This is a genomic window from Streptomyces sp. JNUCC 64 (genome assembly GCF_054484115.1).
Map to the genome: position 1 here is coordinate 144,317 of NZ_CM137015.1, position 17,515 is coordinate 161,831.

At 75.2% G+C, this 17,515-nt stretch carries 17 protein-coding genes; 9 read left to right on the forward strand and 8 right to left on the reverse strand.

What is annotated here, in order from left to right; all coding sequences use genetic code 11:
* Positions 1-160: 160 nt before the first annotated feature.
* Entirely contained in the window at positions 161-1,129 is a 969-nt protein-coding gene (locus ACVWNX_RS00570; RefSeq protein WP_454411841.1) for an SDR family NAD(P)-dependent oxidoreductase, read from the reverse strand.
* A gap of 469 nt (positions 1,130-1,598) precedes the next feature.
* Here ACVWNX_RS00570 and ACVWNX_RS00575 point away from each other — a divergent pair, with 469 nt between their 5' ends.
* Positions 1,599-2,954, forward strand: a complete 1,356-nt coding sequence (locus tag ACVWNX_RS00575; protein WP_454411842.1) for a bifunctional o-acetylhomoserine/o-acetylserine sulfhydrylase — start codon at positions 1,599-1,601, stop codon at positions 2,952-2,954.
* Between the two features lie 8 nt (positions 2,955-2,962).
* A complete protein-coding gene (gene metX, locus ACVWNX_RS00580; RefSeq protein ID WP_454411843.1) occupies positions 2,963-4,123 on the forward strand; it encodes a homoserine O-acetyltransferase MetX in 1,161 nt (386 codons plus the stop codon).
* Positions 4,124-4,299: 176 nt separating this feature from the next.
* Here metX and ACVWNX_RS00585 read toward each other — a convergent pair whose 3' ends face one another.
* The 3 genes from ACVWNX_RS00585 to ACVWNX_RS00595 form a co-directional block, all read right to left on the reverse strand.
* A complete protein-coding gene (locus ACVWNX_RS00585; protein ID WP_454411844.1) occupies positions 4,300-4,755 on the reverse strand; it encodes a cyclic nucleotide-binding domain-containing protein in 456 nt (151 codons plus the stop codon).
* A gap of 159 nt (positions 4,756-4,914) precedes the next feature.
* Positions 4,915-5,742 (reverse strand): tyrosine-protein phosphatase, encoded by an 828-nt coding sequence (locus tag ACVWNX_RS00590; RefSeq protein WP_454411845.1) that lies wholly within the window; start codon positions 5,740-5,742, stop codon positions 4,915-4,917.
* 232 nt (positions 5,743-5,974) lie between these two features.
* Positions 5,975-6,409, reverse strand: coding sequence for a hypothetical protein (locus tag ACVWNX_RS00595; protein ID WP_454411846.1), 435 nt, complete (start codon positions 6,407-6,409; stop codon positions 5,975-5,977).
* A gap of 280 nt (positions 6,410-6,689) precedes the next feature.
* Here ACVWNX_RS00595 and ACVWNX_RS00600 point away from each other — a divergent pair, with 280 nt between their 5' ends.
* The 3 genes from ACVWNX_RS00600 (at position 6,690) to ACVWNX_RS00610 (ending at position 9,100) form a co-directional block, all read left to right on the forward strand.
* A complete protein-coding gene (locus ACVWNX_RS00600; protein ID WP_454411847.1) occupies positions 6,690-7,142 on the forward strand; it encodes a DUF6153 family protein in 453 nt (150 codons plus the stop codon).
* Positions 7,143-7,267: 125 nt separating this feature from the next.
* On the forward strand, positions 7,268-7,906 hold the full coding sequence (locus tag ACVWNX_RS00605; protein ID WP_454411848.1) for a DUF305 domain-containing protein: 639 nt from the start codon (positions 7,268-7,270) through the stop codon (positions 7,904-7,906).
* A 321-nt stretch (positions 7,907-8,227) separates the two neighbouring features.
* Complete coding sequence (locus ACVWNX_RS00610; RefSeq protein WP_454411849.1) at positions 8,228-9,100, forward strand: F510_1955 family glycosylhydrolase; 873 nt, start codon at positions 8,228-8,230, stop codon at positions 9,098-9,100.
* Positions 9,101-9,136: 36 nt separating this feature from the next.
* On the opposite strand, the gene ACVWNX_RS00615 is transcribed toward ACVWNX_RS00610, so the two are convergent.
* From ACVWNX_RS00615 to ACVWNX_RS00630, 4 genes are all read right to left on the reverse strand, one after another.
* Positions 9,137-9,517 (reverse strand): glyoxalase superfamily protein, encoded by a 381-nt coding sequence (locus ACVWNX_RS00615; RefSeq protein ID WP_454411850.1) that lies wholly within the window; start codon positions 9,515-9,517, stop codon positions 9,137-9,139.
* Between the two features lie 89 nt (positions 9,518-9,606).
* Positions 9,607-11,004: an FAD-dependent monooxygenase gene (locus ACVWNX_RS00620; RefSeq protein WP_454411851.1), complete on the reverse strand. Its 1,398-nt coding sequence runs from the start codon at positions 11,002-11,004 to the stop codon at positions 9,607-9,609.
* Positions 11,001-12,188, reverse strand: a complete 1,188-nt coding sequence (locus ACVWNX_RS00625; RefSeq protein WP_454411852.1) for a hypothetical protein — start codon at positions 12,186-12,188, stop codon at positions 11,001-11,003. Before ACVWNX_RS00625 ends, ACVWNX_RS00620 begins: the two co-directional genes overlap by 4 nt.
* A 4-nt stretch (positions 12,189-12,192) precedes the next feature.
* Positions 12,193-12,765 (reverse strand): toxin-antitoxin system, toxin component, encoded by a 573-nt coding sequence (locus ACVWNX_RS00630; protein WP_454411853.1) that lies wholly within the window; start codon positions 12,763-12,765, stop codon positions 12,193-12,195.
* A 378-nt stretch (positions 12,766-13,143) separates the two neighbouring features.
* On the opposite strand from ACVWNX_RS00630, the gene ppk2 reads away from it, so the two are divergent.
* The 4 genes from ppk2 to ACVWNX_RS00650 all read left to right on the forward strand — a co-directional run bounded on the left by ppk2 (position 13,144) and on the right by ACVWNX_RS00650 (position 17,504).
* Entirely contained in the window at positions 13,144-13,980 is an 837-nt protein-coding gene (gene ppk2, locus ACVWNX_RS00635; RefSeq protein WP_454411854.1) for a polyphosphate kinase 2, read from the forward strand.
* A gap of 139 nt (positions 13,981-14,119) precedes the next feature.
* Entirely contained in the window at positions 14,120-14,944 is an 825-nt protein-coding gene (locus tag ACVWNX_RS00640) for an NmrA family NAD(P)-binding protein (RefSeq protein ID WP_454411855.1), read from the forward strand.
* A gap of 212 nt (positions 14,945-15,156) precedes the next feature.
* Positions 15,157-16,536, forward strand: coding sequence for a diaminopimelate decarboxylase (lysA, locus tag ACVWNX_RS00645; RefSeq protein ID WP_454411856.1), 1,380 nt, complete (start codon positions 15,157-15,159; stop codon positions 16,534-16,536).
* Between the two features lie 32 nt (positions 16,537-16,568).
* On the forward strand, positions 16,569-17,504 hold the full coding sequence (locus ACVWNX_RS00650; protein WP_454411857.1) for a LysR family transcriptional regulator: 936 nt from the start codon (positions 16,569-16,571) through the stop codon (positions 17,502-17,504).
* Positions 17,505-17,515: the final 11 nt, after the last annotated feature.

A 17,515-nucleotide genomic window follows, 5' to 3' on the forward strand; every position in this document is an offset into this window, starting at 1 on the left:
TTCGATTCACCCGGGAGGGTTTCCTCACCTGTTCGAGGGATTGCCGTGGGCGCGGCGCCGGGCGACCGTCCGGACACCCCCCGACGGGGTCGCGGCCCGGTCCGGTCGCGGGGCCCGGACCGGGTCCGGGGCCACGGGTCGTGGTGTGCCCGACGGCCCGTCACCTCCCGGCGGGCTGGGTGAGTCCGGGGTCGGCGGCCACCGGTCCGGGGAGGTCCGGGGCCGATGGGTCCGGGGTCGGCGGGCCCGGGACCGATGGGCCCGGGTCCAGCGGGGGTTCCGCCGCCGCCATCTCGTCGCCGTAGGTGGCGAAGTGCGCGGTGAACCCGCCGTCCACGGAGATGGTGGTGCCGGTGATGTAGCCGGCCTCGTCGGAGACCAGGAAGGCCACGAGGCAGGCGACGTCCTCGGGCACCCCGACCCGGGGGGTGAGGGTGTGCCGGGCGAGTTCCCGCTGCTGTTCGGGGGTGAGGTTGCGGGCCAGGGCCGGGGTGAGCACCACCCCGGGGGCGACGCCGACCGCGCGGACGCCCCGTTTGCCGTACTGGGTGGCGATGCTGCGGGTCAGTCCGAGGATCGCCGCCTTGGAGGTGCCGTACATCGGGCGGACGAGTTCGGCCAGGATGCCCGCCGCCGAACTGGTGTTGACGACCACGCCGCCGCCCCGGGCGATCATGTGCGGGATCGCGTGCTTGGCGGCCAGCGTGTAGCCGAGCACGTTGACCCGCAGCACCCGGGCGAACAGTTCCCCGTCGATGTCGGTGATCTGACGGTCCCGGCCGAGGACGTCCGGGGAGAGCAGGGCGGCGTTGTTGTGGAGGATGTCCAGCCCCCCGAAGGCGTCGACCGCGGTGTCCGTCATCCGGCGGATCTGCTCCTCGTCACCCACGTCCGCGGTGACCGGGACGGCGGCCAGACCGCGCGCCGTCAGCGCGGCGGCGACGGCCCCGGCGGCGGCCCCGTCGATGTCGGCCACGACCACGGCGGCCCCGCGTTCGGCCAGGACGGTGGCGGTGGCACGGCCGATGCCGGACCCCCCACCGGTGACGACGGCCACCTTGTGCCTCAGGTCCGGCGAACGGGACGGACCCGACGGTTTCCCCGGTGGGGAGGGACTCTGTTGCGTCATGGGACTTCCTGCTCCGGCGCCCGTGGGGACGTGTGGTGAGGGTAGGGACACACGAGCGATTTTCTTGTTCGAAACGGGACTTGTTCGGGGGAACGCCGAGGATGGCTGGCAATGACCCCTGGCCGAAAGCCCTCGGTGGGGCCCGGCGGTGGGGAGGCGGGGCGGCCGCGCGGAACCGTCCGTCCCGTACCAGCGGTCCGCGCCCCGTGACGGGCATCCGCCCCCGCACCCTCGCGCGGCCCCGTCACCCGCCCCGAAACCTCCCCCGCCGCACCCGTGTTGCCGGGATGTTTCAGCCTTGTGGACACCGGCGGGATGCCCTACCGGAGCGTCTCCCTCCCGAGTAGTTTGCGGTGCGCCGGGTGTTTTGGGCCCTTCTCACCGAATCCCCCGGCACGGAGGCGGTACGGGCCGGACCCGTACCGCCTCCGTCCCCCTCCCCCGTGTCCCTCGCGCGAAGGAACCGCCCATGAGCCAGCCCCTCGACTCGGTGACCGCCGGTCACACCCCCGACGACGCCCCGGCCCCCGCCGCCGGATGGTCGTTCGAGACCCGGCAGATCCACGCGGGAGCGGAGCCCGACCCGACCACGGGTGCCCGGGCCGTGCCGATCTACCAGACCAGTTCCTTCGTCTTCCGGGACACCCAGCACGCGGCGGACCTGTTCTCGCTCGCCGAGCCCGGCAACATCTACACCCGGATCCACAACCCGACCCAGGACGTCTTCGAACAGCGGATCGCCTCGCTGGAGGGCGGCGTCGCCGCGGTGGCGCTGGCCTCCGGGCAGGCCGCCGAGACCCTCGCGATCCTCACCCTGGCGGGCGCCGGTGACCACATCGTCTCCAGCACCTCCCTGTACGGCGGCACGTACAACCTGCTGCGGCACACCCTGCCCCGGTTCGGCGTCGAGGTCAGCTTCGTGGACGACCCCGACGACCTGGACGCCTGGCGGGCCGCGATCCGCCCCAACACCAAGGCCCTGTTCGCGGAGACCCTCGGCAACCCCCGGGGCAACGTCCTGGACGTGCGCGGCGTCGCGGACGTGGCGCACGAGGGCGGGGTGCCGCTGATCGTCGACAACACCCTGCCGACGCCGTACCTGCTGCGGCCCATCGAGCACGGCGCGGACATCGTGGTGCACTCGGCGACGAAGTTCCTCGGCGGGCACGGCACCACCATCGCGGGTGTCGTGGTGGACGGCGGCACCTTCGACTTCGGCGCCCACCCCGAGCGCTTCCCCGACTTCAACGAGCCCGACCCGAGCTACCACGGGCTGCGCTACTGGCCCGACCTCGGGGCGGGCGCCTTCGCGGTCAAGCTGCGGGTCCAGCTGCTGCGCGACATCGGGCCCGCGCTCTCCCCGCACTCCGCGTTCCTGCTGCTCCAGGGCGTGGAGACGCTGAGCCTGCGCATCGAACGGCACTCCGCGAACGCGCTGGCGCTCGCCCAGTGGCTGGAGGCGCGCGACGACGTCTCGGCGGTGCACTACCCGGGGCTGGCGTCCAACCGCTGGCACGGGGCGGCGCGGCGGTACCTGCCGCGCGGCGCGGGCGCGGTGCTGGCCTTCGAGCTGAAGGACGGGGTGGAGGCGGGCAAGCGGTTCGTGGACGCCGTGTCGCTGTTCAGCCATCTGGCGAACGTGGGCGACGTCCGCTCGCTGATCATCCACCCCGCGTCCACCACCCACAGCCAGCTCGGACCGGAGGCGCTGGCCGCCACGGGCACCGCCCCGGGGCTGGTGCGGCTGTCGGTGGGCATCGAGCACCCCGACGACCTGATCGCGGACCTGTCGGCCGGGTTCCGCGCGGCGAAGGAAGCGTCCTGACCGGGCTGGTGCCCCACCCTCCGGCGGCCCCGGCCGCCCGCCCCCTCCCGCCCGCCTCGGGGGCGTGGCGGGAGGGGGACCCGCCCGGCGGACGCCGCTGGGCGTCACCGCCCGCCCCGCTGCGGCTGGAGGCGGGCGGCGAACTGCCGGGCGTCCGCCTGGCGTACGAGACGTGGGGGCGGCTCGCCCCCGACGGGTCCAACGCCGTACTGGTGCTGCACGCGCTGACCGGGGACAGCCATGTGCGCGGCCCGGCCGGGCCCGGCCACCCCACGCCCGGCTGGTGGGACCCGCTGGTGGGACCGGGCCGGGCGCTGGACACCGACCGCTGGTTCGTGGTCGCCCCGAACGTCCTGGGCGGCTGCCAGGGCAGCACCGGGCCCTCCTCGCTCCGTCCCGACGGCACCCGCTGGGGCGGCTCCTTCCCCTTCCTGACCCAGCGGGACCAAGTGGCGGCGGAGGTGGCGCTCGCCGATGCCCTCGGCATCGGGCGCTGGGCCCTGGTGGTGGGCGGTTCGATGGGCGGGATGCGGGCGCTGGAGTGGGCGGTGGGCCATCCGGACCGGGTCGGCTCACTGCTGCTGCTGGCCTGCCCCGCCGCCTCGGACGCCGAACAGATCGCCTGGTCCGCCGTCCAGGTGCGGGCGATCCGCGGCGACGGCCGGTGGCGGGGCGGCCACTACCACGACGCCCCCGACGGCGAGGGGCCGCACCGGGGTCTCGGCGCCGCCCGTCGGCTGGCCCATGTCACCTACCGCTCCGGAGCCGAACTGGCGGCGCGGTTCGGGCGGGCGGCGCAGGGCGCCGAGGACCCGTGGCGGGGCGGCCGGTACGCGGTGGAGTCCTACCTCGACCACCACGCCGACAAGCTGGTGCGCCGTTTCGACGCGGGCAGCTACGTCACCCTCACCGAGGCGATGAACAGCCATGACGTCGGCCGGGGGCGCGGGGGGACGGCCGCCGCGCTGCGCCGGGTGAGCGCCCCCGCCCTGGTCGCGGGGGTGGACTCGGACCGGCTGTACCCGCTGGCCCGGCAGCGCGAACTCGCGGCGGGACTGCCGCACGCGGACCGGGTGCGGACCGTGGAGTCGCCCTACGGCCACGACGGGTTCCTCATCGAGACGGAACAGGTCGGCTCGCTGGTGCGGGAGCTGACGGCGGGCCGGTGATCCTGGCGCGCCGGATCCGTCCGGCGGGGCCCGGTCCGCCCGGCCCGGCTCGCGGGGACGTTCCCGCCCGGCCCGTTCCCGTCAGGTCCGTTCCGTCAGGCCCGGAGTGCCGGGTCCGGAGTGCCGGGTCCGGGGTGGTGGGTCCCGGCGGGGTGGGGCTCCCGGGGCGTCCGCGGCTACAGGGTCGCGCCCCCGTGCTTGGCGTAGTTCTCGATCAGCCGGGTGCGGGCGCCCTCCAGCCGGTGGGCGAGGATCTCCGCGATGGTGCTCAGCAGGGCGAGCCCCAGTTCGGGTTCCTCCTCGCACAGCGCCCGCACCTCGGGGGCGTCGAACTCGTAGGCGCGCACGGGGCTGAACGCCTCGGCGCCGAAGTCCCACTGGTGCGGCGGGAACAGCCAGGACCAGCCGAGCAGATCGCCCGGCTGGAGGGTCTCCACGGTGACCCGCCGCCGGTCGGGGACGCTCAGGTCGAGGGCGACCGAGCCGGACCGGATCACCCAGAGCCGGTCGGCGGGGCCGCCCTCCTCGAAGATCCGGGCGTCCTGGGGGAAGGACACCTCCAGGGCCAGGTCCATCAGTCGCTGACGGTGATCGGCGGGCAACGCCGTGAGCAGCCTTCGCGCGGTCGTCATGCCGGACCTCCTCGCGAGCGGACGCGGGACGCGGGTCGCGCCCCGCGCACGGAACCTCCCCGCCCGGAGGCCGACCGTGCGCGGGGTGCGTGTACCTCTCTTACCCCGCTTCGCCCCTTTCGTCACTCGATCGGCGGATACTCCCGCCGGACCGGGACCTCACCGGGTCACGAGCGCGGCGCGCAGCGCCTCCACCTCGTCCTCGGTGAGGCCGTGGCGCAGCAGCCAGCCCGCTCCCCCGCCGTACCCGTCGCGCAGCCGGGCCAGGAAGGCGCGCATGGTCTCCGGGGCGGAGGCCATGTACGGATGGTCGGCGGCCGGGATGCCCTGGTAGCCGGTGGTCTCGGTCAGCCGCTTCCGGACCCGGTGGACGCGCTGGGCGGTGAGCGCGTAGTCGGCCGTGATGGCCTCGGCGGTCACGCCCACCGCGTCCAGGAGGACGGCCGCGCAGACGCCGGTGCGGTCCTTGCCGACCGCGCAGTGGAAGAGGACGGCGTGCCGGTCGGGGTCGGCGACGATCCGCGCCACCTCCGTCAGGGTGTCCCCGCTGGCCCTCAGCAGGGTGAGGTAGAAGTCGGCGGTACTGCCCGGGGGCGCGGCGGGGACCACCCCGGTGAAGTCCCGCTCCGGGAGCCGTACCGGCAGATTGGCGCGGTGCACGGGACCGTCGGCGAGCAGGCCGTGGCCCTCGCGGACGGCCTCCCCGGGTCCGCGCAGGTCGACGACGGTCCGCAGGCCCAGACCGTCCAGCAGCAGTCCGACGTCCTCGCCGGTCACGCTCTGCGGCGTGCTGCTGCGGAAGGCGACGCCGCGCCGGGTCACCCCGCCGCCCTCGACGGGCAGTCCGCCGAGGTCGCGGGTGTTGTCGACGCCGGTGAGCGGCACCCAGCGGGACGCTTCCCCGTCCTCCGGCTCCCGGGCCGCCGCCCGGTCTCCCCCGTCATCACGCACCGCGTCCGCCGCCGGACCCTCCGGTATCACGCTCACGACCCCGTCCTCCGTGTCTCGGGCGCCCTGGTGGACGCCTCGGCCCTCCGACCGGCCGGTCGCGGCTCCGCGCGCGCCGACCGTCCGCAGGGTCGCCGGTCGGGCGGCCGGTGTCCAGGGGGCACCCGGCCGTCCGGCGGGACGGACCGCGCCACGGGCGGACGGGGGCGGGGTACGGAGGGTGTCCCCGTACCTCACCCCCGCCCGCCCGTGATCTGCCGGGGCGGTGTCCTCAGCCACGGGGCCCGGCGTCCTTCACCGCCCGCAGGGCCAGGTGCTGGAGGAGGGCGAAGGCGCCGACCGTCACGGCCTGCACCGGGATCCACACGGCCCCGGCGACCGTCGGCGACAGCCAGAACAGGACCGCCAGCACGCTCAGCACGACCCAGGCGGCGTTCCCCTCGATGACCGCGCGGACCCCGGGCGTCCAGGGGCTGCGCTGGTTCCCCAGGAGACCGACCCCGATCCCGTACAGGACGAGGAAGGCGCCGAGGCCGAGCAGCAGGCCCTGGTCCACGCCGAGCAGTCGTCCCAGGGGGCCCGACGCCGCGAGGTAGGCGACGCCGTTGCCCGCGGTGACCACCGCGTCGAGGACGAGGAAGCGGCGGAGCATGGTGACCGGCTCGGTGGTGCGGGCGAGGGCGGCGAGCGGAAGCGCGGCGGACATGGGGATCACTCTCCATAGGGGACATCGAGGCGGAACCTGCTGGTGGGCCCGGTCCCCGGGGCGGAGTGCGCCGCCCCGGGGGCCGATGGCTCCACTCTGCCGGGGCCCGGGAGGCGGGTCGATTACGCCACAGGTAATGCCGTGGCCTCCGGTCCCGTGCCGTCGCCCGTGGCGGCCCACCGGTACCCCGGGCGGGTTCGGCGCCGCATGCCCCCCTTGGGTATGGTCGGGGCGTACCCCTTCACACGGGGTGCCCGACGAACGGATGAGGACCAGTCACGTGCGGACGAGCCGGACCCTGCGGACGGTGGGTGCCTGGGGGCATCTGCTGCTCGTGGCCGCGCTCGCGCTCGGGGTCTTCATGATGCACACCGTGGGCCATCCGGACGCCTCTTCGGGGTCCGCCGCCCATGGCTCCGCGCCGGTCGCCACCGCCCACGGCGGTGCCGCCTCCCTCCGGACCGCCGCCGACCCGGTCGTGTCGGCCGCCCCCGACGGAGGGGAGCACGGCGAGGGGTCCTCGTCCCCGCACGGTTCGGGCGCGGCAATGGACCTCGCCTCCCTGTGCGTGGCCGTCCTCGGGGCCTGGGTCGTCGCGGCGCTGCTGCGAGCCGCCTTCCTCCAGCGCGCCGAGTGGCTGGTCCGGCTGCGCGCGGGCGCCCTGCGCGTTCTGCTGCCCCTGCCGCCGCCGCGCGCTCCCGACCTCTTCCAGCTGTCGATCCTGCGGATCTAGGCCGAACGCCACCGCGGGCCCCGCGCCGCCCTCCCGGGCGCGCGTCCGCCCGCACCGCGTCCGTGCCCTTTCCGGTCTGCCCTCCCGCGGCACTCCGGTATCAGACAGCATCAAGAGGTTGTGACATGAACGCCTTCACGCGCGCCCCGCGCCGTTCCCTCGTCCGCCGTTCCGCCCTGGTCGGCGCCGTCGCCGCCACGGGCCTCCTGCTCGCCGCGTGCGGTGGGGACGGCGACATGGACGGAATGGACCACGGCGACTCCGGCAAGCGGAGCGCCGGCGCCTTCAACGACGCGGACGTGACGTTCGCGCAGATGATGATCCCCCACCACGAGCAGGCGCTGGCGATGTCCGCGCTGGCTCCCGGGCGGGTCGAGGACTCCGAGGTGAAGACCCTCACCGAGGCGATCTCCAAGGCCCAGGACCCCGAGATCGAGAAGATGCGGTCCTGGCTGAAGGCGTGGGGCAAGCCCGCGTCGGCGGACGACGCGGGGGGCCACGGCGGCCACTCGGGCGGCGGTTCCGGGGAGATGTCCGGGATGATGACGGACGAGCAGATGGCCGGTCTCAAGGCCGCCAAGGGCACGGCGTTCGACAAGAAGTTCGCCGAGCTGATGATCGAGCACCACGAGGGTGCCGTCGAGATGGCCCAGGACGAGCTGAAGAACGGCCGGAACGCCACGGCCAAGGCGCTCGCCGACGACGTGGTCAAGGCGCAGACGAGCGAGGTCGAGCAGTTGAGGAAGATCCTCGACCGGCTCTGACGCCCGCCCGACGTCTGTCTGGCGTCTTCTGACGCCTGTCTGGCGTCTGTCTGAAGCGCCAGGTGTCGTCGCCGGGCCCTCCTCTCGCGCGGCCCGGCGGACGGTACCGGTCGTCCGGCGGCCCCTCACCGGGGTCGCCGGACGACCGGCACGGCGCGTCCCCCGCAAGCGGTCGGGCCTCCCGGCCCGTCGCCGCCCACCCCTCCTCCCCGGTTCCCGTCCCGATCCCCGCGGGCGGACCCGATACCCCCGGGTCCGCCCGCCGCCGCCGACGGACCCTCCCCCGGCGCCCCCGCGCGCCCCGCACCCGATCAGGACCCCATGCCCCAGCACCGCGTCACCCTCTCCGCCGCCGTCCTCACGCTCGGCCTGACCCTCACCGCCTGCTCGTCCGGGAACGGCGACGGGAACGGGGCCGGGAAGGACGGACCGGCCATCAGCCACATCCACGGCCTGGAGGTCGACCCCGAGGACGGCAAGCTGTACGTCGCCACGCACAACGGCGTCTACACCCCCGACGACGAGGGGCGGCCGCGGCTGGTCGGGGAGCGCCGGGACGACTTCATGGGCTTCACCCTCGGAGCGTCCGGCGCCTTCCTCGCCAGCGGGCACCCCGCGCCCGGCCGGGACGCCCCCGCCAACCTCGGCCTCATCGAGAGCACCGACACCGGCCGCACCTGGAAGGACAAGTCCCTCACCGGTGAGGTGGACTTCCACTCCCTGGAGTACGCCCACGACACGATCTACGGGTACGACAGCACCAACGGTCTGCTGCGGGTCAGCTCCGACGGGGTGAAGTGGGACGACCGGGCCCCGCTGAGCGCGCTGGACATCGCCGTCAGCCCCGGGGACCCGGACACCGTCCTCGCCACCACCGAGGAGGGCGTCGTCCGCAGCACCGACGGCGGGCGGTCGTTCGGCGCCGCCGCCAGCGGACCCGCCCCGGCGTTCCTGTCCTGGGCGGCGCGGGACGCCCTGTACGGGGTGGACCCCTCAGGGGCGGTGCGGATCAGCGCCGACGGCGGGAAGACCTGGAGCGACCGGGGCGAACTGCCCGGCGGGGCGCCCCAGGCGCTGACCGCGCTGGACGGACGGCGGCTGGTGCTCGCCTCCCAGGACGGGGTGTACGAGTCCCGGGACGGAGGGCGGACCTTCGACCGGAAGCTGGACGTCACCTCCTCCGGCGGGCACTGACCGGACGCCCCGGGCCGCTCCCCGGCGCCCGGGGCCTCACTCCAGGGGGGTGCCGACCCGCAGCCGGTTGCCGTCGGGGTCGGCCAGCTCGATCTCCCTGGCCCACGGGACCTCCTCGGCGGTGACCCCGAACTCGCCCGCCACGGCGTCCACGTCGGCGACCCTCAGATACACCAGGGTGCCGGGACGGGCGTCCCCCGTGTGTTCGGAGAGGAACAGCCGGACGGAGCCCCGGGCCACCTCCACGAAGGCGGGCAGCCCGGGCTCGAAGCGGTGCTCCCACTGCTGGACGAACCCCAGCCGGGCGTACCAGCGCACGGCCCGGGCGGCGTCCCGCACCCGCAGCACGGGGATGGCCTCCTCCACCGGCTCGGGGCGGGCGTCCTGAGGGAGTGTCGGGTTCGGCGTCGCGCTCATGCGTCCACTGTGGCAGAGGGGTGTGACAACGCCGTCCGGCGCGCGGACCGCCCGGCTCGGGCCGTCTCTTGACGATCCGCGAGAAACGCCTAACCGCCGACCGCGGTGCGTTCGGCGGGGCTCAGTGGCGGGGCGGGCAGCGGCGGCCGGAGGGGGCCCCGGGCGGCGGCCACCAGGACGGACGGCTTCAGCAGGACGAGGGGGCCGTTCTCCATGGAGGTCACCCGGGTGATCTCCCGGGCGATCCGGCCGTTGCCGGTCGCGGTCCGCAGCAGCCGGTCCACGTACGCCGCCGCGGCCCGTTCCCGCAGGGTGGGGCCGCCGGGGGTGGCGCCCGGATAGAAGACGTCCTGGCCGGTGGCCAGGTCCCAGGCCACCCCGACGGGCCGGGCGACGGCGCGCTGGAGGTGGCGGGCGAGCCCCGGTGAGGCCCAGCCGCGCCGCCGCAGGGCGGTGCGCAGGGCGCGGGCGCTCTGGGCGGCGACGGACATGCCGTGGCCGTAGATGGGGTTGTAGGCGGCGACGGCGTCCCCGACGACGGCGAAGCCCTCGGGCCAGTGCCGCGCGCGTTCGTAGTAGTGGCGGCGGTTGGTGGTGGCGCGGGTGAGCACCACGTCGTCGAGGGGCTCGGCGGCGGCGATGATGTCGGCGAGCACCGGGTGGCGCAGGGCCCGGGCGAAGGGTTCGAACGCCTCGTTGGCGGCGGTCGGTTCGCCGCCCGTGGTGCCGGAGAGGGTCACGTGCCAGCGGCCGCCCTCGATGAGTATCAGGGTGCCGGCGCGGCCGGGTCCGGGGCCGCGCGGGTCGGCCTGGACGGTGACGGCGGGGAATCCGGCGTGCGCGGCCCGGGGCGCGCGGTACAGCCGGCTCGCGTAGACGAGGCCGGAGGAGACCGTCCGTTCGCGGGCCGGGGGCAGTCCGAGGGCGCGCAGCCAGAGCGGGGTGCGGGAGGCGCGGCCGGTGGCGTCGACCACCAGGTCGGCGCGGAGGGTGGACTCGGTGCCGTCGCGGTCGCGGACCCGGACGCCGGTGACGGCGGTGGCGTCCCCGGCGAGGCCCAGCACCTCGGTGCCCTGGCGCAGGGTGATCCGGTCGGAGGCGAGGACCCCGGCGCGGACGGTCGCGTCCAGCAGGTCCCGGGAGGACAGCAGCATGTGGTGGTCGCCGGACCAGCGGCGGAACCAGCCCTGCGGGGAGAAGCCGACCATGTCGTCGGGGAGGGAGAGCCGGTGGGCGCCGAGGGCCAGCAGCCGTTCGGTGGTGCCGGGCACCAGGTCCTCGATGGCGTCGGCGCCCCCGGACCACAGCAGATGGACGTGGCGGGCCTGGGGGAGGCCCCGGCGGGGCACGGGGTCCACCGGGAGGGCGTCGCGTTCCACGACGGTCACGTCGGCCAGCGGGGACAGGGCCTGGGCGGTCAGCACTCCGGCGAGTCCGCCGCCGAGGACGACGGCGGATCTGCCGGAGCGGGCGGGGCGTTCTCTCATAGGGGCACGCTTTCTCTTCGGGCGTTCACGCGTGCGCGGACCGCTTCGACGTGGGCGGGTGAGCGCAGGGCCCGGGCGATCTCCTGGGCCTGGCTCCACAGCGGGGCGCCGGTGGCGGACCCGTCCGGCGGGACGCCTCCACGGCGGGCGGCGCGGTGTTCGATGGCGTCGAGGAGGGTGACGGCCCCGGCGATCCCGGCGGCCTCCCCGGGGGCGGCGCCGCCGTCCAGCGCCTCCTGCCGGGCCAGTCGCCACAGCGCGTGGTCGAGGTAGGGGCCGAGGTGGATCACCTCGTCGCCGATGTAGGTCTCCCGGGCGATCAGCGCGAGCGAGGCACCGCGCGAACGGCGCGCCCGCAGGGCGGGGCGCACCTCGGCGTGGGCCTTGAGGAGGCGGTACAGCGGGCGCAGCCGCCAGTGCCCGGCCCGGGCGTGCCACCAGTCCTGGGCGGCCTGTCCGGCGTGCGGGAGGATGAATCCGGCGCCGATGAACACGGCGCTGACGCAGGCGATGGGCGGGGCGACCCGGGTGCTGAGGTAGTCGAGGTTCCCGCCGGTCCAGCGGGCCACCACGGCCGTCCACTTGACGGTGTCGAAGCCGAGGTTGGCGACGTAGCCGATGCCGAGGAAGACCACGCCGCCGCGCAGCCAGCCGCGCAGCCGCCCCTGCCAGGACCAGATCAGGTAGGAGGTGACGAGCACGGCCGCGGTGTGGGCCAGCAGGTAGAGGACCACCACCTCCCGGATGAAGGGGGTGGTGGCGTAGTGGGTGTCGAGGTCCTGGACGCGTTCGTCGGGCACGTCGGCGAGGGCGAAGAGGACCCACAGGCCCACGATGACGGTGCTGTAGACGGCGGTGACCCAGCGCACCGCGCGCCGGGTGACCGCCCGGTCGTCGTTCTTCCAGACGACGATCAGGACCAGGCAGGACGCGCAGAACGCGGTCAGCAGGGTGTACACCCAGGGGGCGGAGACGTTGGGGACGCCGGTGACCCGGTTGAGCCAGACGATGGTGCGGGGGTTGGCGAAGAAGAAGACCCCGCAGGCCAGGACGAGCAGTCCGCCGACGGCGCGCAGCAGCCGGTCGCGCCAGAACCGGAGGATCGCCGGGGTCTTGTAGAGCAGGGCGGCGGTGAGGACGGCCGCCGGGACCAGGTAGCTGATGTGGAATTCGGAGATCCGCACGGGGTCACCGGACGCCCAGGGAGGCCTGGATGCGGTGGCTGACGCCGTCCCGCCGGGCCGTCCGCCGGTGGTGGGGGTCCTCGATCAGTCCGCGCAGCCGGCTGCCCAGCAGCAGTCCGAAGGACTCGGCGTCGCGTTCGTGGGCGTCGTGGCAGTGGCTGCGGGCGGCGAACGAGCGCAGCATGCCGGTCCATCTGCCGCCGGGCCCGGCGCGGGACGGGGTCCCGGCGGGGAGGACGTCCGCCGCGGTGACGGGGTGCCCGGCGGGTCTGCCGTGGCCCTGGGTCAGGTGCCACAGTTCGTGGCCGACGACCACCACCTGCTGGACGGGGTCGTGGCGCTGTTCGACGAGGACCATGTCGTAGTCGTCGAAGCTGAGCATCAGCCCGGTGACGCCCGCCGCGTCGGGGAACCGCTCGAAGCGCAGCGTGATGGGCCGTCCCCGGCGGGCGGCGGTCACCTCGCAGAGCGCCGCGCAGAGCGCCGGGGCGGTGACCGGGGTGCCGAGGTCCCGTTCCGCCACGGCGTCGGCGAGGCTCGTGGCGAGCCGTCGCATCCCCCGGCTGACGTTCACCACCGGCCCTCCGTGGCGGCGGCTCCGGCCGGGTGTGCGGGGTGCGTCGGGTGACGCCGGGTCACCTGCTCCCGGTGGGCGCTGGGCGCGCCCGGCGGGACGGGGGGTTGACTCACCGTGAGGTCTCCGTGGGCGGGGAACGGGGATCTGCGGGACGGGGCACGGGGGCGGCGCGCCGCCCCCGCGAGCCTGACCTTAACGCGTCCCGTCAAGACCGTGCCGCCGGTTCCCGGCCGGGGCGGCGGGCCCCGCTCGTGGCGGGTGCCGCCCGGGCCGCGACGCCGCTCGGGGGCGCCGGTACCGGTCGGGGGCGGGACGGGTCGGTTACGGTGCTGATCGTGTCCGGGGCCGGGCGACGGCGGTGGTGGGAGAGGAGCGCGGATGGCTGCGGAGAAGAAGACGGGACGGCCGGGGTCGGGTGGTGGGCGGAAGATGCCCCGGGAGCCCTACGAGCGGGAGCTGTACCGGCTGCAGAGCGAGTTGGTGAAGCTCCAGGAGTGGGTGCGGGCCGAGGGGGTGCGGCTCGTGGTGGTCTTCGAGGGCCGTGACGCGGCGGGCAAGGGCGGCACGATCAAGCGGGTGACCGAGTACCTCAATCCGCGCGTCGCCCGGATCGTGGCCCTGCCCCAGCCCACCGAACGGGAGCGCGGACAGTGGTACTTCCAGCGGTACGCCGCGCATCTCCCGGCGGCCGGGGAGATCCGGCTGTTCGACCGGAGCTGGTACAACCGCGCGGGCGTGGAGCACGTGATGGGGTTCTGCACCAAGGCGGAGCACCAGCGCTTCCTGCACCAGTGCCCGATCTTCGAGCGGATGCTGGTCGAGGACGGCGTCCTGCTGCGCAAGTACTGGTTCTCGGTGAGCGACGCGGAGCAGGAACGGCGGTTCCGCAAGCGGCTGGAGGATCCGCTGCGCCGCTGGAAGCTGTCCCCGATGGACCTGGAGTCCATCACCCGGTGGGAGGCGTACTCCCGGGCCAAGGACGAGATGCTGGTGCACACGGACATCCCGGAGGCGCCCTGGTACGTCGTCGAGAGCGACGACAAGCGCCGGGCGCGGCTGAACATGATCGCCCATCTGCTGTCGACGGTCCCCTACCGTGAGGTGCCGCCCCCGGACGTGACGATCCCGCCCCGGCCGCCCGCCTCCGGCTACGAGCGCCCGCCGAGGGACCTCCAGTCGTACGTGCCGGACCACGCGGCCGCCCTGCTGGAGTGAGCGGCCGCCGGGGCGGGGCGCGCGGACGGACACCGGGGACGGCATCGCGGACGGGAATCGCGGACAGAAGCTGACCGCGATGGTCCGTAGCGTCGGGGACGAGCCGATCACCCGGAGCGGCCGTCAGGAAAGGAACCCCATGACCATCCTCGTCACCGGAGCCACCGGCAACGTCGGCCGTCCCCTCACCGAGGCGCTGCTGGCCGCCGGGCACCGGGTCCGGGCGCTGACCCGTGACCCTGGCGCGGCGGACCTGCCCGAGGGCGTGGAGGCGGTGGCGGGCGACCTCGCGGACACCGGGAGCCTCGCCGGGGTCTTCGACGGGGTGACGGCCGCCCATCTGATCACCTTCAACGGAGCGGACCACTCGCCGCTGGCCAACGGCCCGGAGATCGTGGCGCTGGCCCGGCGGGCCGGGGTGCGGCGGGTGACGGTCCTCAAGGGGGACGTCACCAAGAGCCCGTTGGAGGAGGCGGTGGAGGCCGGGGGCCTGGAGTGGACGTACCTCGCGCCGGTGGAGTTCATGTCGAACGCGCTGGAGTGGGCCGGTCCGGTCCGTGACGAGGGCGTGGTCCGGGAGGGCTTCCCCGAGGCGCTGAGCGCGATGGTGCACGACGCGGACATCGCCGCGGTGGCCGCCGTCGCGCTCACCGAGGACGGCCACACGGGCCGGGAGTACTGGCTCACCGGCCCCGAGGCGTTCACCGCCCGGCAGAAGGTGGCGACCCTGTCCGAGGCGCTCGGCCGGGAGATCGCGTACGTGGAGCTGTCCCGGGAGGAGGTCCTCGCCCAGTGGCGCGCGGAGGGGTACGGGGCGGAGGACATCGCGTTCTTCCTCGCCATGCGCACCGACCCGCCCGCCGCCGGGTACACCGTGCTGCCGACGGTGGAGGAGGTCACCGGTCGGCCCGCGCGGACGTTCGCCCAGTGGGTGCGGGAGAACGCGGCGGCGTTCGGCGGCTGATCCCGGCCGGGGCTCCGGTCCGGAGGGCTGCGGCCGGGCCGGGCCTGACCGGAGCGGGTGGCGGCCGGGTCGGGGGGTCCGGCCGCCGCCGACCCGGAGCACCGGAACCCGAGCATCGGAAAAGATGGGGCTCAGCCCCGGAAGAATCCGCTTTTGTGGGGCACCCGGAGACCGCAGGATGGCGGGGAGCCAGCCTGCCCGCGGGAGGAACCATGACCTCGTCAGCCATCGACCCGGATCTGCTGCCCCTCACCTCGACGACCGGTCCCCGGGGGCTGGCCGTCGGCGGGGTCGCGCTGACGGACCTCGCGGAGCGCTTCGGTACCCCGCTGTTCGTGTACGACGAGGAGCATCTGCGGGAGCGCTGCCGGGAGGCGGTCGCCGCCTTCGGCGCGGACCGCGTGGCCTACGCGGGCAAGGCTTTCCTGTGCACGGCGATGGCACGGCTCGCCCACGAGGAGGGCCTGCTGCTGGACGTGGCCTCCGGCGGGGAGCTGGCGGTCGCCCGCGCCGCCGGGGTCCCGGCCGGCCGGATCGTGCTGCACGGCAACAACAAGGACACCGCCGAGCTGCGCACCGCGCTCACCGCCGGGGTGCGGCACGTCGTCGTCGACAGCTTCGAGGAGCTGCGCCGGATCGGGGAGCTGCACCGGGACGAGGGGCTGCCCCCGGTGTCGGTGCTGCTGAGGGTCGCCCCGGGGGTCGCGGCCGGGGCGCACGAGGCGATCCGGACCGGCGGCCACGACTCCAAGTTCGGCTTCGGTCTCGCGGACGGCACCGCCGACGAGGCCGTCCGCCGGGCCCGCCGCAGTCCGGCCGTGCGCTTCGACGGGGTGCACGCGCACGTCGGCTCCCAGGTGCTGGACGCGGCCGAGCTGGCGGCGGGCGCCGCGGCCGTGGCCCGGTTCGCGACGCGGACCGGCGCCGCCGGGCTCACCGTCGGCGGCGGGCTGGGCGTGGCGTACGAGGGCGGGCAGCGGGTGCCGACGTTCGCCGGATGGGCGGACGCGGTCCGCGCGGCGGTGCGGGACGCGGGCTGGCGCGGCGGAGTGACCGTGGAGCCGGGCCGTTCGATCACGGCGCGCGCCGGGCTGACGCTGTACCGGGTCGGCACGGTGAAGCGCATCGAGGGCGTGCGGACGTACGTGAGCGTGGACGGCGGGATGAGCGACAACCCGCGCCCCGCCCTGTACGCCAGCCGGTACGAGGCGTTCCTGCCGCGCTCCCCGTGGGCGCCCCGGCCGCTGCGGGCCCGGCTGGTGGGCAAGCACTGCGAGAGCGGGGACGTCCTCGTCGACTCCGCGTCGCTCCCCGCCGACCTGGCCGTGGCGGACGTGCTGGCGACCCCGGTGACCGGGGCGTACGGCTACGCGATGGCCTCCAACTACAACAAGCTGCCGCGTCCCGCGGTGGTCTTCGTCGGTGGGGGCCGGGCGCGGCTGGTGGTGCGCCGGGAGACCGAGGAGGACCTGCTCCGGCTGGACGTCACCGACCACCGCGGGACGGACCACGGTGTCACGGACGCCGGGGCGGCACCGGGGGCGGCCGAGGGGGCCGGACCCGTCGGCGCGTCCTCCCCGGGTCGTGCCTAGGCGGAGGCGGCGGGGCGACCTAGGCTGACGCGATGCTGAACAGTGCGCGTCTGCTCGTCCTGCTGGAGATCGCCCGCCGGGGCACCATCGTGGCCGCGGCCCAGGCGCTGCACCTGAGTCCGTCGGCGGTCTCCCACCAGTTGGCGCGGCTGGAGCAGGAGCTGGGCGTCGCGCTGGTGGAGCGGGCGCCGCAGAGCCTGAGGATGACGGCGGCCGGGCAGCGGCTCGCGGAGCACGCGCAGGCCATCGCGGATCTGATGGCGGTGGCCGAGGACGATCTGCGGGGCCACGCGGTGGGCGAGGCGGGGGTGCTGCGGCTCGGGTTCTTCGCCTCGTCGGGGCTGGAGCTGCTCCCCCGGGCGCTCGCCGGGTTCTCGGCGCGGCGTCCGCACGTCGAGCTGGAGCTGATCCTGGGCCAGCCGCACGAGCTGGTGCCCGATCTGGAGGCCGGGCGGCTGGACGCGGCGGTGGTGTTCGAGCATCCGCTGGACCCCTGGTGCCGGGACGCCGCCGTGGACGTGGAGATGTTCTTCGACGAGCCGCAGCTGGTGGTCGTGCCGCTGCGGCACCGGCTGGGCCGTCAGACCACGGTGCGGCTGGGGGCGCTGGAGGGCGAGACCTGGATCGGCACCCGGGGCGGCGGCACCGGGGAACCGGTCCTGGAACGGGCCTGCGCGGCCGAGGGGTTCCTGCCCCGGGTGCGCTGCCGCAGCGACCACTACCAGGTGACGGTGAACCTGGCGCGGGCGGGCATGGGCATCGCGCTAGTGCCCGCGCTGGGCGTCGGGGACACCTCGGGCGTCCATGTGTGCCGACTGGACCATCCGCAGCTGCACCGCAGGATCGGCGTCGCCACCCGCGCCACCCAGGTGAACCCGCTGCTCGGGCACTTCCTGACGGAGTTGCGGACGGCGGCCCGCGAGGTGGGCGCCCTGCTCGGCGCCCAGTTCGGGGCCCTCCGCCCCTGACCGCGCGGGCG

Bases quoted from the DNA above. Each gene is read 5' to 3' on its own strand.
- ACVWNX_RS00570 (WP_454411841.1), bottom strand. From the start codon at position 1,129: ATGACGCAACAGAGTCCCTCCCCACCGGGGAAACCGTCGGGTCCGTCC.
- ACVWNX_RS00575 (WP_454411842.1), top strand. From the start codon at position 1,599: ATGAGCCAGCCCCTCGACTCGGTGACCGCCGGTCACACCCCCGACGAC.
- ACVWNX_RS00585 (WP_454411844.1), bottom strand. From the start codon at position 4,755: ATGACGACCGCGCGAAGGCTGCTCACGGCGTTGCCCGCCGATCACCGT.
- ACVWNX_RS00595 (WP_454411846.1), bottom strand. From the start codon at position 6,409: ATGTCCGCCGCGCTTCCGCTCGCCGCCCTCGCCCGCACCACCGAGCCG.
- ACVWNX_RS00605 (WP_454411848.1), top strand. From the start codon at position 7,268: ATGAACGCCTTCACGCGCGCCCCGCGCCGTTCCCTCGTCCGCCGTTCC.
- ACVWNX_RS00610 (WP_454411849.1), top strand. From the start codon at position 8,228: ATGCCCCAGCACCGCGTCACCCTCTCCGCCGCCGTCCTCACGCTCGGC.
- ACVWNX_RS00615 (WP_454411850.1), bottom strand. From the start codon at position 9,517: ATGAGCGCGACGCCGAACCCGACACTCCCTCAGGACGCCCGCCCCGAG.
- ACVWNX_RS00620 (WP_454411851.1), bottom strand. From the start codon at position 11,004: ATGAGAGAACGCCCCGCCCGCTCCGGCAGATCCGCCGTCGTCCTCGGC.
- ppk2 (WP_454411854.1), top strand. From the start codon at position 13,144: ATGGCTGCGGAGAAGAAGACGGGACGGCCGGGGTCGGGTGGTGGGCGG.
- ACVWNX_RS00640 (WP_454411855.1), top strand. From the start codon at position 14,120: ATGACCATCCTCGTCACCGGAGCCACCGGCAACGTCGGCCGTCCCCTC.
- lysA (WP_454411856.1), top strand. From the start codon at position 15,157: ATGACCTCGTCAGCCATCGACCCGGATCTGCTGCCCCTCACCTCGACG.
- ACVWNX_RS00650 (WP_454411857.1), top strand. From the start codon at position 16,569: ATGCTGAACAGTGCGCGTCTGCTCGTCCTGCTGGAGATCGCCCGCCGG.